Source organism: Blastopirellula marina DSM 3645 (assembly GCF_000153105.1).
Classification (GTDB): Bacteria; Planctomycetota; Planctomycetia; order Pirellulales; family Pirellulaceae; genus Blastopirellula; species Blastopirellula marina.
Genome location: NZ_CH672377.1, coordinates 2006769 through 2020175, shown reverse-complemented (window position 1 = coordinate 2020175; position 13407 = coordinate 2006769). Strand labels below are relative to the sequence as shown.

Below are 13407 nucleotides of genomic sequence, written 5' to 3'. Positions count from 1 at the left end.
GCCACGTCATGTCTCATTCTCTCCGCTTCCGCACTAGATTGCTTTTCAGCAAGCGAACGCATAGCCACCTTATTCAGCTCCGCTTTCCGCTTTCCCGTTCCCGCTTTTCTTCTCCTCAAAGTATTGCTTCGCCGGGATCGCCAATTCGCTGGCCAGCAGATCTCGCAGAGAGAACGTGTAGCTCGCGCCCATACGGTGATCCTCGGCGAAGGTCCACATTCGATAGTCAAAGCTACCCTGGTTCCAATGAAAGCCGATGATTTCACACGTGGTCTTGATCGGCCGGGGATCGATCAATTGCAGTTTGAGGATTTCTGAAAAGTCGTTCAGGCCGTACTTTTTCGGATCGGCGGCGATCAATTCGGCGTAGGATTGCCCCAACTGCTCGATTTGCTTTGACAATTCAAGACGCGGTTTGCCCTGGATAGAGCAATGCAAAGTTGTCTGCGTGATCGGCGCCACCAAATTGCGATCGACATCGATCAACCCGCAGAATCCTGTGGGGCCGACGTAACCTTCGATTCGCTTGTCTTCGGAAGGTGGAACGACGTAGCCTGCGAGGATCAGATTGGGATGCTCGGGACAAGGGACGACCCGAAGTCGAGCGACAACTTTCCACGGCTCCTCACCTGCCAACTTGGTTCTGTAGACCAAGGTCGCGCCGTTGTCGATGATTTCCCAATCGGCGCTTGTGGATTTCTCTGCGCCGCGGAGCAGCAGTTCCGACAGCTTTGCGGCAGTCGGTATCGTTTCCCGCGCATCAGCGCCGGCGATGACGACGCAAAGGATCAGCGCAGCAGCATTCATCGATTTACCTAGCGAAGAGAAGCGTTCCACGGTTCGTGCACTCTTGAATCTAGGGGACCGCGCAGCCGGTGTCCAGCAACCAATGGATGCAGAGAATTGCCGAGAAAATAATGACAGGCAAAACGCTCCACACGAAGTGCGCGTTGCGGGAAAATTGCTCGAAGTAGCGTGCGTCAAGTCGCACGTTGCGCTGCTAGCCAACGCGAAATCGAGCGACGCGTGGGAACGCCGATTCGTGGCTCTATCGCGTTGCCACGCGAGTCAACTTCTCGCCGCTTGGGCAGGTGCTTGGTGCTTCTCGACGCACCCTATGCGGGGCAAAGATTGTTGGTTGACAAAGCGCACGGAATTGGGGTCAGTTACCCTTTGTGATTCCACCAGCCAATCACGTTTGCACATCGGCCGAATCGTCGGACGATGACGGGGATCCTGTGCGCGGGGGTTCCGTGAGGAGAGATTCCCCATTCGGTTGAACAGCCAGTCCGGTGGTCCCAGATAAAAACGGAGTCCGGTCCAGTCCCATGGTCCTGCACGAAAATAAAGGAGTCCGGTCCGGTCCCACGGTCCTGCTCGAAAAAAAGGAGTCCGGTCCGGTCCCACGGTCCTGCACGAAAAAAAAGAGTCCGGTCCGGTCCCATGGTCCTGCTCGAAAAAAAAGAGTCCGGTCCGGTCCCATGGTCCTGCTCGAAAAAAAAGAGTCCGGTCCGGTCCCACGGTCCTGCACGAAAAAAAGAGTCCGGTCCGGTCCCATGGTCCTGCACGAAAAAAAAGGAGTCCGGTCCGGTCCCATGGTCCTGCACGAAAAAAAAGGAGTCCGGTCCGGTCCCATGGTCCTGCTCGAAAAAAAAGGAGTCCGGTCCCAGTGATGCTGAATGACTAATTTCGAAGGAAGCATGAAGAGCGAGGCTATTTGCTTCGACCTTAGACATTCGTCCTTAGCAATTAGTCATTCCCCCAAGCGGTTTGCTGCGGATTCGAAACAAAAAAAGAATAGACGCTTGCGCGCCTATTCCTTTTTTGGCGACGAGGAGGGAGGGTTCGTCGCCCTGGTGGATTTGGTGGTGAGGGTCGCTTAAACGACGACTTGTTCTTGTTCAGCGCGAACCATGCTTTCGACGGCGTCTCCTTTGGCGATCACGACCACTCCGCCTGAGCTGATCGTGAAGCCGCGGCGGCGGTCCATCTCGAGATCGAAACCGATTTCGGTTCCCGACGGGATGTGGACCCCTTTGTCGATGATCGCGCGGCGAATCCGCGTATGGCGGCCGATATTGACCCCCTCGAACAAAATCGAGTCTTCGACATGCGCGAAGCTGTTGACCCGGACGTTGGCGCCGATGATGCTGCGTTCGACTTCACCGCCGGAGATGATTGAGCCTCCGCAGACGATGCTATCGAGCGCACAACCGCGACGACCTTCTTGGGCTGAGCCGGCGAAGACAAACTTCGGCGGGGGAACGTTCGGCTGATAGGTTCGTAGCGGCCAATCTTGATCGTACAAGTTCAACTGCGGATCAACGGTGATCAGGTCCATGTTCGCTTCAAAGTAAGCGTCCAGCGTACCTACGTCGCGCCAATAGGCGTCTTGCTTCCGATTTTCGTCCCGGAACGGGAAGGCGAAGACGCGCTGCTTGTCGATGATCGACGGAATAATGTTTTTGCCGAAGTCATGAGCGCTGTCGCGACGCGTCGCGTCTTGGCAAAGCTGCTCGAACAAAAAGTGAGCGTTAAAGACATAAATACCCATCGAAGCCAGGCAATGCTCGGGATCGCCGGGAATCGTTTTCGGCGTCGGCGACTTTTCTTCAAAGCCGACGATCCGCTGATCGGCGTCGACCTGCATCACGCCGAACGATTTCGCTTCTTCGGTCGAAACACGGAGCGCGCCGATCGTCACGTCGGCGCCGTTCTCGATGTGATAATCGATCATCGACGCGTAGTTCATCTTATAGATGTGGTCGCCGGCGAGGATCATCACATAGTCAGGGCGGTGCTTCTCCATCGCGTAGATGTTTTGGTAAACCGCGTCGGCGGTTCCTTGATACCACTGCTCATCAATCCGCTGTTGCGGCGGGATGACATCAATAAACTCACCCAACTCGCGGCAGAAATAACGTTGCCAGCCGGTGTTGGCGTGCCGATCGAGACTTTGACCTTTGTACTGCGTCAGCAACTGAATATGTCGCAGACCACTGTTCAAACAGTTGGAGAGCGCAAAATCAATAATGCGATAGACGCCGCCGAAAGGAACGGCCGGCTTGGCGCGATCGCGCGTCAGCGGTTCCAATCGCGATCCTTTTCCGCCGGCGAGGATGACGGAGAGTACGTTTTGCATGGGGAGGCGCTCCTGAACGAGATTCAATGGAAGGAGGAGCCGGGCGGAGATGGGGTGCGCCGTCGCGACTTCCGGCTTATTTTATCGACACCGCCCAGATCGCAAAACAGAAAATGAAAGCGGCGTTTCTCCAGATTTCGGAACGCGCCGTCTTTCGCGCCGGAGATACCGATTATGCCCACGCGATTTGCCGCCGCTTCCAGCGCCGCTTATGCGTTGGCCATGCGGATTTTGCGCACCACGAAATACTGAATCATCCCCAACAACACAATGGTGAGCGATAGACAGATCGTCCAGTGGATGTCGAACGGCGGCCCTTTGGGGAACACGAGCGAGAAGAAAACATGGATGTAATAGCCGATCAGCGAGATCGCGGTGACGTAACCGACGAGGCCCGTTTGATAGAGCGCCCCGCTTGCAGCCACTAACAGCACATATCCAAGCACGAGGGGACTCGCTGCGCCGTTGGCCGAAAATAACAACATCGTCAACAGCACCACGTTCATCGACATCCACAAATAGATCGCGGCGCTGCGGCGGCGCGGCTTTTCGTACATCCGCTGAAAGAACCAGGCGCCGATCGCGTAACCCAAAGCCGTTGCAATCGAGATCACCTGAAACAGCGGCGCCGACGATACGGGATCCCGCACGACCCAGACGCAAAACAAGTGATAGGCGTAAAACAGCAACATCGCCGCCCAAGTGATCGCCAGCCCAGGACGACGCCGCGCCCAAAAGACGATTCGCTCGAGCAGAGATAAAGGTCGCGCCTGAATCGGCTCGTTATTGAGATAGGCGTGCAAGTCGGCGGCCAATTCGCCTGCGGTGTGATAGCGTGCGCTCGGCGTCTTGTGCAAACACTTCAAGCAGATCGTCTCCAGCTTGCGCGGGATCTGACGATTGTGCTTGCGCGGCGGCGTGACATCGGACGAACAAACGAGATCAATCGCATCGAGCAAGTTGTCGCTTTCAAACGGCGGCTTGCCGGTCAGCAGCGCATAGAGGATCGCCCCCAAACCATAGACGTCGGTCGCGGCGCCAACTTGATGAACGCGGCCTGACGCTTGCTCAGGCGCCATATAACCGGGGCTTCCCATGATCTGTCCGGTGCAGGTCAGGTCGGTGTCGTCGCCGATCCGTTTGGCCAAGCCGAAGTCGGTCACCTGAGGGCGCCCCTGCTCATCCAACAATACGTTCGACGGCTTTAAGTCGCGGTGAATCACGCCGTGTTGATGCGCGTGTTGAATCGCTTCGGCGATCTGTCGCACCAAATCGGCCGCTTCGTCAGGCGCGAACGAGCGGGTCTTCAGCGCCGCCGCCAAACTTTGACCAGCGACATAGCCCATCGAGAAATAATGCCGACCGTCGTGACTGCCGACTTCGTAGATCGGCACAATGCCGGGATGCGTCAAGTTGGCGGCCGCTTCCGCTTCGATCCGAAACCGAGCGACTTCGTCGGTCGAAGCGAACTGCCCCGCGAGGATCATTTTGAGCGCGACCGTCCGGCTGGGGTTCTGCTGTCGAGCGCGATAGACCACGCCCATCCCGCCGCGCGCGATCTCGGCTTCGATCTCATAACCGGTGACCTGAATTTTGTCGGCCGACAAGGGAACCGCAGTAACGGTATCCCAACCGATCGTCGGGCTATCCGGCGTCAACACCGCATCCAGCGGAGAGTGATCGAGCCGGCTATCGTCAGCTTGGGAGAGCATCGCGGCGACCTGCTGTCGCAAGTCAGCGCGATCGGCAAAGTGCGCGGCCAACCAACCGCTGCGTTCAGCAGGCGACAGTTGGCTCGCATGGTCAAATGCGTCGCACGCTTGTTGATAGTCTTCCGGCGTCATCGGCAATATAGCAACCCTGTTGGAGTAGAACACGCATTCCTTCGGCATAACGAAACACTAGCCCGAGGCGCGAGCCGAAGGAATACGGACGCCATCATTTTCGATCTTGCGCATCTCGAACATAAATAGTAGCAGCGTCTCTCGACGCATCACTATTGAGATAACGGCCGCTTCCTCTTTCCGACCACCATGTATTTCTCGATGGTCCCGCTTCATTCAATCGGCGAGTCGCCCAATATTTCAACTGCCTTAGGACTTCTCTCGGATGCTGCGGCGCCCAGACCACTACATGGACGTGATTCGAACGACAATTGACGGCGAACAGCGTCCAACCTCGAAATTGACTGTGATCGCGGATCGCTTGTTCGACAATGCTGCGTTGTACTAAGTCCAGACGAACTTCCTTCTCTTTCATCACACGCAACGCCGCACGTTGGCGCATTTCGTCGGGCGATTGAACACCAGCGCATTGTTGGACCCAGCCTCTTGGATCCCCGGGAAGCCAACTGCCATAGGTCGTCCATGTCAAAAAATAGGCTAGCGGCTCAGGAAGCGGCGTTTCGTTGGGACGATCGGGATGCATAGTTGCTCCAATGATCCGTTTCGCGATTGGACGGCGTCATTGGCAATATAGCAACCCTGTTGGAGTAGAACACGCATTCCTTCGGCTCGCGCCGCGGGCTAGTGTTTCTACAGATCCTCCAACTGCGTGAGCAGCCAAGCTTTCGCGGCGCGCCAGTCGTTTTTGACGGTGGACGCCGAGATCTCGAGCGTGGCGGCAGTTTCTTCAACGGTGAGACCGCCGAAGTAGCGCAGTTCGACAATCCGCGCATGCCGCGGATTGAGCTCGGCCAAGCGCTCGAGCGCGTCATCCAAAGCGACAAGGTCGACTTCGCGCGACGGCGCGTCGGGCGTCAGATTTTCGTCGATGGCGATCTTCTGGGCGCCGGCGCCCCGCTTGGCGGCGTTGCGACCGCGCGCGTGGTCGACCAGGATGCGCCGCATGATGTTGGCGGCGATGGCGCAAAAGTGAGTGCGGCCTTGCCATTGAACGCGGCTTTGGTCGATCAGCTTCAGATAGGCCTCATGCACAAGCGCGGTCGGCTGCAGCGTGTGATCGGCCCGTTCACGCTGCATTTGCCGCCCGGCGATTCCCTTCAATTCACTGTAGACCAACGGCAACAGCTTCTCGGCGGCGCCGGATTCACCGCGCGACAACGCGGCCAATAGCAAAATGGTGTCATCGCTCACGCGGCGAACTCCTGGCAAGGCGGACAACAAGGCTATGCATAGCTTAGCACGCCGCCGAACCTGGAGAAATGGACACGAAAAAGCCGCTGTCGAAATCGACAACGGCTTTGCTGTTTTCAAGCGATCAAGCCCTCCTAGGGACTGATGACGACTTCGCCATTTTGCATCGTTCCCATCGAACGCCACGCGGCGACATCAATCGTTTCGGGATAGAATTGAACCGAAGCGTCACACATCACCGCTTGCGCGCCGCCGGGGTGCTGACTGCGCGACGAGAAGAGCGTGGCGCCCGTTCCCGTACAAGGCATCCCTTGCAGCGGATTGGTGACGCAAAAGCCGCTGCTCAACACGTCGGGCGAAGTCGAGTTTGGCCCGTAGTGGGCGCTGACGCCGCTGCCTGGTCCCCACCAGGTAAGGCCGCGCAGATCCGTCTTCTCCATTCCTTGACGTACTTCCATCATCATCAGCGTGTTGCTGGTTCCATCGGTGATGTCTCGCAGACCATACGTAATGCAGGGCTTGGTCGAAGGCATCGTGTGGTCGTTTTCGTTGTGGAACGGACCTTTGGCGAACGTAACGCCGTTAAGCGGAGAAGATCGAAAGGTCGAAGTATTCCCCAAGTTCACCGCATAGTTGTATTGCGGAATCGTGTGGTACCACGAAGCAGGCGTATCGCTAGGGCAGGTCAAAATGCTGAGGCGCGTGTTGCAAACGACGGTCTCGTTGGTGCTGCCGTCGTTGTAGTTCTTGTCCTCCAGCCAAATATCGGCCATGGCGTTTTGTTCGAGATAAGGGAGCAATCCTTTGATCCAACCATCGCCGGTTTGATCGCCGTAGTACCCAATCGGCAGCGAGCGATTGACATCGTGATAGTTGTGCATCGCCAAGCCCAGCTGCTTCAGATTGCCGCTGCACTGAATGCGACGAGCCGCTTCGCGGGCTTGTTGCACAGCCGGCAACAACAACGCGATCAAGACTCCAATAATCGCGATGACGACGAGAAGTTCAACCAAGGTGAAACCTCGCCGGATAACTGGTCGGGGCGATGACATAAAAGACCCTTTGTAAATGTAGGACGTAAGACGAATGAAAAAGGGGATCCCCGAAAACCGCCAGCCTGAAAAGGGCGCGGACTTTCGCTTGTTGCGGCTCCAAAGCGCGGTTGCTTGAGTCGCTGTCAAAGGGATCGCGGCGGCATCTTATTTCTTGGAGAGCGTAAAGTCGTGCTGATTGGGCCCTGTCGGGGTCACCTCAATCGTCAGCGAACTTTTCTCGTTGTACTTTGCAGGCACCGCGTCTTTACGCAAAGGAGCTGGCTGGTTCATCTGCTCGTCAACGGATCGCTGATCCGCCGCCGACTGGGTACCGGTAATGAAGACGCGGTACTTTCCTGGAGCAAGACCTTGCTTGACCGGAATCTCGTACAGGCCAGCGGAAATCGGCGCTCCCCCAGCGGTTCGGACCGCTTCTCCATTGGCCGGCTCAAAACGAATCGCCCCGTCCACGATCGGAGCTCCGTCCAGCGTGACCACACCGGTCACTTTTTGGCGGCCGATAGGATCCGTTTCTGGACTGCACCCTACGGAGATCGCGAGATTTATTGCCGTAAAGCAACAAAATAAAGCGACACCCCAGCGACAGCGATGCGACCGGGGGAGATCATTCCTTACAACGTTCATGAGGCCTGACATGGTAAAAATCGCGATCTTTAATCACCTTCTCCGCGGGGAATACGTCCACAGCCTGGAGAATTTAAAACTATTCCTATAGGTGATCTTACGCATTCGCCCTTAGGAAGGTGTCGCAGAATCCTCTTTTGAGCTCTGATTTTGCGCAAATATCCTGTAATTTCTGGTTCTTCGCACACAAACCCCCGTGACTAGGCACGGCTGCACCCTCCAGAAGAACCGCAGCTTTCTCAGACGCATCGAGCGCCTTTTAAACTGTCGCAGACCAATCCCGAAGAAGAAGCCTCTCGAGTTCTCGCGTCACAAGAGAGCTACTGGGACTGTGGAGATCAGCAGGGCGCTTAAGCAGAAACCACAACTGCTATTTCGAGGTGACTTCGAACCGAAACTCATTCAAACCTTCGCTGCTGACGTCAGCGGTCAGCTTGCTTTCGGCGTTGTATTTGGCCGGGACATAGTTCACTTCACCACCACCCATTCCAGGCGTTCCGCCCGAAGCGGCGCGATAGGCGGTGATCTCGACGCGACGCTTGCCGGGTTCGGCCTGACCAGCGAATTTTCCTTCGACGATCTCCATGCTATCGATCGCGCCTTCGGACACCGTCTTGAAATGAATGAGGCCTGTGGGCAACGGTTGGCCGTCAATGGTGACAACACCGCTGACTTCAACGCGACTCGGTTCAGAATTGGTAGGAGTGCAACCAATAGCGAACGCCGCACAGACGGCGAGGATCATCATTCCAATGCGAATAGACATAGCGGTAATTCTCAGACTGGGTGTGAAGAACGGACTAGACCCGATGTTCTTCGGCTAGCCGACCATGGCGTGAGCAAGCAAGCGGCGCCGCCGCTCGCTGCTGCTACGTGAAAGTCGGCGCGCCAATTAGTAGTCGCCGATGACTTGACCATCATCGCGCGTTGCGAGTCGGGCCAGCGTATCGAGCGGAATGGTTTCGGCGATAAAGCGAACCGAGCCATCTCCCAAAAGCGCACTGACGCCGCCGGGATGAGTTGAGTTAAGCGGGATGTTGGCGGCTCCATCGTTGCCGACGCCGGTTCCCGATTCATCGTCCGACCAGCCCTTCGTCTTATTGATCGTATAGCGAATCGTCGTCATGTTCATCGAGCGATTGTCGCTGTTGAGCGTCATATCAGGAGGTGAGTCGGAGCTCTTCACTCCAATCGCCCAACCCCAGACTTGACTGGCGCGATAGTCCAACTTGGTTCCGCTAGAGTTCGTCAGAAAATTGCTATGTTCGCTGACGGCGAGCGTGTTGCTAGTGCCATCGGCCATGTCCGCAAAACGCGTCTTGCTGTTGGGATATAGCAATCCGCTGGCGCTCATTTTGCCGCCTCGCGGAGCATGAATCACCCGCGATTCGGTATAGCCGCTGATCAAACCGTTATCGGCGCCGCTGACGCCGACATAGTTGACTGACGCCTGCGTCGAGATCTGAGTGCAGAAGTCGGGAAGCGGCGACGAAGGACAGCAGTACTTCTCCATCGTATTGCCGCTGACGACGCTTCTATTGTTGGTATTGAAGACGCCCGACGAACCGTTGAATTGCCATTTGTCATAGATCGCGCCTTCTTCGACAAACGGCAAGATGTAGACCATCCAACTGCTTCCCCAGTTGGTGCTGTCCTTTGCGTCGGCGCCAAACGGCGGTTGATCCTGGGCTCCGCCCGGCGGAAAACGCTTGTAAGTGTCATGGTGATTGTGCAGCGCCAAGCCGATCTGCTTGAGATTGTTGGTGCATTGCATGCGCCGAGCCGCTTCACGCGCCTGCTGTACCGCCGGCAACAATAACGCAATCAAGACGCCGATGATCGCAATGACAACCAGCAATTCCACGAGGGTAAAACCTCGCTGAACACGTTTACGAAAGGAAAACATAAGGGCGTACCTTTCCACAGAGATGGAAGAACAGGATGTGATGTATTGAAAAGAAATCGAATGACAGCGACGCCGGAATCGGCGGTCGGGATATTCAGGAAGCGCCTAGACAAGGAGGGCTTCCAAGCTTCGCTTTGACACAAAAACGTTGAGCAAACGCCGCACAAAAATACACTTTGTTACCAAAATCTCGCTTTACCATTCAATCCGCAGGAAAATCCCACGTCAAGTCTGGTAATACCCCCCCAGAATAGCAACGAAATTTTAAATGCCTCTAACAATAATTAACATGCATTTTTAATCCGCTAATCGGGTGACAAAGCTACTCTCGCTTCCTAATCATACGCATCCAGATCGGAACAATAATCGAAATTTGTCCACGTTTTGCTGTTTTTTGATTACTTTTCTCTTATTTTCGGCTTCCCGCTTACCAATAAGCCACTTCTGGACCAAGGCATCACCCCCAAAGGGGTCGCGATTCATTCGGTCGTTCAGTCGACGCACGAATTGCCCAAAAGGCCTCGTCCGATATTGGTGGTTTATCTGCCGCAAGATCGCGGCCGCGATGTAACCAGTCTGCAGCGACTTGTTTTCACGATAGCGAGTGCGGAGAACGTCGCAGGTAGATGCCGGGGAACCGACGAATCATCAAGAAAGTAAGAGCGGCGCCGCCCCATTGCAGCGAAGTCACAGCTCACGGAGTACGAGCCGCGGAACAGACTACTTTTGCAAGATCAGCTTGCCGCTGCGGGTCTCACGGAGTCGGTAGAAGGCGCCTTTGTGTGAGATCAAGATCTCGCTGTTTCCGTCCATCAATTCGTTCGAGTCAACGATTCTTGACTGAGGACCAGCCGCCGCAGAATCGCTGGGCGCGGCCTGCATCGCAGGAAAGGTTGCTTCATCTTCGGGGCGTTGCGATTCGTCGCTGGACATAGGCAATCAGTGTTGAAAATTCGCAGGGGGAAGTTTTTTTCGTCGGTCGTTGACAACGCCGCCCACCGGCGGCTAAACTTCTTACATCGATATTGATACTCGATCTCAGTTTTACTTGCAACGCGTTCCCGCGAGTTTTCTCGCAAATATCCGTCAACCGTTCGCCAGCTCTCCTGCCAGCCCACACGGTCGCCAACCATTTCGCGTTGCGAAATCCCCCCTGTTGCCTATCCGGGCGAAATCAAAAAGGAGAGCCGACCATGCGTCGTCGAGGCTTTACGTTAGTCGAGTTGTTGGTAGTAATCGCGATTATCGGGGTGTTGATCGCCCTGTTGTTGCCGGCCGTGCAACAAGCCCGCGAAGCGGCGCGGCGGATGTCGTGTAGCAATAATCTGAAGCAGATGGGGCTGGCGACGCACAATTATCATGACACTTACAAGCAATTCCCTAACGCGAACTGCAATAGCATCACGAGTGGCGGCAGCTTTTTCACAGCGATTCTCGCGTTCATGGAACAAGGCAACGCTTATGATCAGTACGATTTCACACTTGATAATTCGGATCCCTACAATGTCGCGGTAACCGGACAGAAAATCGAAGCATATCTCTGCCCATCCTCCCCTGAGCACCGCGAGGTCCCTAGTTGCGACGCCGATAACGGGCGAGCGCCAGGCAATTACGCCATTTGCGTTGGTTCGGTCAACTACAACCAGTACTATTCGCATTATGGCGATCCACTCCCGACGATTAATGGAGCGATCGTTTATACGGAGAGCACGACCCCGAAGACCGGATTTCGTGACATTACCGACGGCACGAGCAGCACACTCATGGTCGGCGAATCGGCCTACAACCTTCCCGACTACAAGTTCACTTCAGGCGATTGTGATGGTTCGTCACGATATTCGTTCACATACTGGGGTAACCCTTACACAACGTCAACGGGATTCACGACTGAATTCGCCTACAACCCGAAAGACAAAGCTGGTGATGAGATATTTGACTCGAACTGGAAGCAATCGTTTCGTAGTGAACATCCAGGAGGCACACAGTTCACTTTCGTCGACGGATCGGTTCATTTTGTCGCCGAGACGATCGATAGCGACACGTTGAATACGCTGGCTACGCGCAGCGGCGGGGAGGTCGTCGGTGAATACTAAACTCTATCGTTTCAGCTTCGTCGCATTCGTGACCTTGCTTTCGATGGGATGCGGCAACGCTGGCGATCTTTTTGATCACGCTGATGCAAGTGGCACCGTAACAATGGACGGCGAACCATTGACTGAGGGAATCGTCTATTTTGTCCCAACCAATGGTACGACAGGTCCGAAATCGTTTGCGAAAGTAGTCAACGGCAAATTTTCGGTCACGGGAGAATATGCTCCCGTCGTTGGAAATCATCGCATTGAAATCAAGTCGACCGACGACGGAGGCTTGGCCGATGACGATGAAGAAGCAATTGCTCGCTGGGTCGCGGAAGGGCGAAAAAGAGCACATCGCGTCATTGTCCCTCCGATCTACAATCAGCGGAGCATCTTGACCGCCGACGTCACCGCCGACGGCCCCAACGAGTTCAAATTTGAACTCAGCTCCAAACGTCGCCGCTAACCCGGCGACGCAATAACGACTCCTAGCAGCAGTCGTCGCGACGTAGCCTTCGGGCAGCGCCGCGGCGGCTTTTTCTTCAACGCCACTGCCTTCGACTGAAACTTGCAATGCCCCACGCGAGCTCCCGCCTCTGACGCGGCCTCTATTCGATGCAAATTTCTGGCGAGGCCCTCGACACCTGTTAGCAGTCCGTCGCTATTGCAGCGGCGCAAAAAAAGAAAATGATCCTTACCGCCTTCAAATGAATCGGTAAGGATCACTCTAAAAACTACCATCGTCTATTGGATTGAAGCCGAGACTGTAAGACTTAGCCCCCGCATTTCACTTCCACCAACATCAAACGGCGGCGATGCTCCTTGACCACCAAGATATCCCGACGCCTTCATCTCGACTTCGTCGTCAACGCTTACATATTCCGTCGCGATGAACATTTCATTGATTCCGGCCGTGTAGAACATTTCATCGAGTACAATCGGCGATCCTCCTGCATTTGAAAGCACACCCTCAAGGTGAAAGCCTACAAAAGCATTTCCGGTTATCTCTATCCAAGACGAACCTACACTGGCCCTATAGGTTGCGGAAACACGATTAAACGTTCCTCCACCATTCAACACAACATAAATATGCGAAACCATGGTCCCGCCGGTGTCTTCCACGGCAGGATTCGCCAGCACCTTGTACTTGCCATATCCAACTGAACCAGTTGAATATTCTATGATTTGCGCTGGCCCCGATGTGTACAAGCTCCCTGAGTTGGTTATGTCAATTTCAGGAACGAAATCGGAATTTCCACTGGGAACGGAATTCCAAGCCTGAGCTGTTGCCGTACAATTGGCCCCTGCCAGATTGATGACTTGCGTTGAGTGCGCCAAGTCTTCGTCGGCATCTTGATCGGTGTGATTTTCATCACCATCGTCCGCAAATACGAGGGCATAAGCAGATGAAGTCTGGTCATTCGTATCAATTCGCTGAAGTGGCAATATTGCCTGAGCATGAACTGAGGAGACGATCCTCAGCAATAAAACACAAACAATGCTTGTTACT

The 13407-nt window shown here is 55.2% G+C and carries 13 protein-coding genes; 2 read left to right on the top strand and 11 right to left on the bottom strand.

Annotated features, from left to right (window positions below):
• Window positions 1-69 precede the first annotated feature (69 nt).
• The 10 genes from DSM3645_RS27395 to hemP all read right to left on the bottom strand — a co-directional run bounded on the left by DSM3645_RS27395 (window position 70) and on the right by hemP (window position 10755).
• The gene (locus tag DSM3645_RS27395) at window positions 70-837 is read right to left on the bottom strand and encodes a hypothetical protein (protein ID WP_131282869.1); all 768 of its coding nucleotides are present in this window, start codon (window positions 835-837) and stop codon (window positions 70-72) included.
• Between the two features lie 1042 nt (window positions 838-1879).
• Window positions 1880-3142, bottom strand: a complete 1263-nt coding sequence (gene glgC / locus DSM3645_RS27380; RefSeq protein ID WP_002655931.1) for a glucose-1-phosphate adenylyltransferase — start codon at window positions 3140-3142, stop codon at window positions 1880-1882.
• A gap of 209 nt (window positions 3143-3351) precedes the next feature.
• Window positions 3352-5034 (bottom strand): serine/threonine-protein kinase, encoded by a 1683-nt coding sequence (locus tag DSM3645_RS29120; protein WP_081445034.1) that lies wholly within the window; start codon window positions 5032-5034, stop codon window positions 3352-3354.
• 46 nt (window positions 5035-5080) lie between these two features.
• Window positions 5081-5569 (bottom strand): transposase, encoded by a 489-nt coding sequence (locus tag DSM3645_RS27370; protein ID WP_002655929.1) that lies wholly within the window; start codon window positions 5567-5569, stop codon window positions 5081-5083.
• A gap of 107 nt (window positions 5570-5676) precedes the next feature.
• Window positions 5677-6237, bottom strand: a complete 561-nt coding sequence (locus DSM3645_RS27365; protein WP_040353058.1) for a sigma-70 family RNA polymerase sigma factor — start codon at window positions 6235-6237, stop codon at window positions 5677-5679.
• Between the two features lie 134 nt (window positions 6238-6371).
• Window positions 6372-7289: a DUF1559 domain-containing protein gene (locus DSM3645_RS27360; protein WP_040353452.1), complete on the bottom strand. Its 918-nt coding sequence runs from the start codon at window positions 7287-7289 to the stop codon at window positions 6372-6374.
• 147 nt (window positions 7290-7436) lie between these two features.
• Complete coding sequence (locus DSM3645_RS27355; RefSeq protein ID WP_050769519.1) at window positions 7437-7769, bottom strand: hypothetical protein; 333 nt, start codon at window positions 7767-7769, stop codon at window positions 7437-7439.
• Window positions 7770-8286: 517 nt separating this feature from the next.
• Window positions 8287-8682 (bottom strand): hypothetical protein, encoded by a 396-nt coding sequence (locus DSM3645_RS27350; RefSeq protein ID WP_040353056.1) that lies wholly within the window; start codon window positions 8680-8682, stop codon window positions 8287-8289.
• Window positions 8683-8808: 126 nt separating this feature from the next.
• Entirely contained in the window at window positions 8809-9822 is a 1014-nt protein-coding gene (locus DSM3645_RS27345) for a DUF1559 domain-containing protein (RefSeq protein WP_040353055.1), read from the bottom strand.
• Between the two features lie 720 nt (window positions 9823-10542).
• Window positions 10543-10755 carry a hemin uptake protein HemP gene (hemP, locus tag DSM3645_RS27340; RefSeq protein ID WP_002655923.1) on the bottom strand — a complete coding sequence of 71 codons (213 nt, stop codon included), beginning with the start codon at window positions 10753-10755 and terminating at the stop codon, window positions 10543-10545.
• Window positions 10756-11015: 260 nt separating this feature from the next.
• Between hemP and DSM3645_RS27335 the strand changes: the two genes are divergently transcribed.
• Together DSM3645_RS27335 and DSM3645_RS27330 are read left to right on the top strand one after the other, a co-directional pair.
• A complete protein-coding gene (locus DSM3645_RS27335; protein ID WP_002655922.1) occupies window positions 11016-11915 on the top strand; it encodes a DUF1559 domain-containing protein in 900 nt (299 codons plus the stop codon).
• On the top strand, window positions 11905-12363 hold the full coding sequence (locus DSM3645_RS27330; RefSeq protein WP_040353054.1) for a hypothetical protein: 459 nt from the start codon (window positions 11905-11907) through the stop codon (window positions 12361-12363). The genes DSM3645_RS27335 and DSM3645_RS27330 overlap by 11 nt, the downstream gene beginning before the upstream one ends.
• A 278-nt stretch (window positions 12364-12641) precedes the next feature.
• Here the strand turns inward: DSM3645_RS27330 and DSM3645_RS27325 are convergent.
• Window positions 12642-13407: hypothetical protein (locus DSM3645_RS27325; RefSeq protein WP_002655920.1), on the bottom strand; the 766-nt coding region annotated here is incomplete at its 5' end.

Coding starts and splice junctions, on each gene's coding strand:
- DSM3645_RS27335 (WP_002655922.1), top strand. CDS start 11,016: ATGCGTCGTCGAGGCTTTACGTTAGTCGAGTTGTTGGTAGTAATCGCG.
- glgC (WP_002655931.1), bottom strand. CDS start 3,142: ATGCAAAACGTACTCTCCGTCATCCTCGCCGGCGGAAAAGGATCGCGA.
- DSM3645_RS29120 (WP_081445034.1), bottom strand. CDS start 5,034: ATGCCGAAGGAATGCGTGTTCTACTCCAACAGGGTTGCTATATTGCCG.
- DSM3645_RS27370 (WP_002655929.1), bottom strand. CDS start 5,569: ATGCATCCCGATCGTCCCAACGAAACGCCGCTTCCTGAGCCGCTAGCC.
- DSM3645_RS27345 (WP_040353055.1), bottom strand. CDS start 9,822: ATGTTTTCCTTTCGTAAACGTGTTCAGCGAGGTTTTACCCTCGTGGAA.
- DSM3645_RS27350 (WP_040353056.1), bottom strand. CDS start 8,682: ATGTCTATTCGCATTGGAATGATGATCCTCGCCGTCTGTGCGGCGTTC.
- hemP (WP_002655923.1), bottom strand. CDS start 10,755: ATGTCCAGCGACGAATCGCAACGCCCCGAAGATGAAGCAACCTTTCCT.
- DSM3645_RS27360 (WP_040353452.1), bottom strand. CDS start 7,289: ATGTCATCGCCCCGACCAGTTATCCGGCGAGGTTTCACCTTGGTTGAA.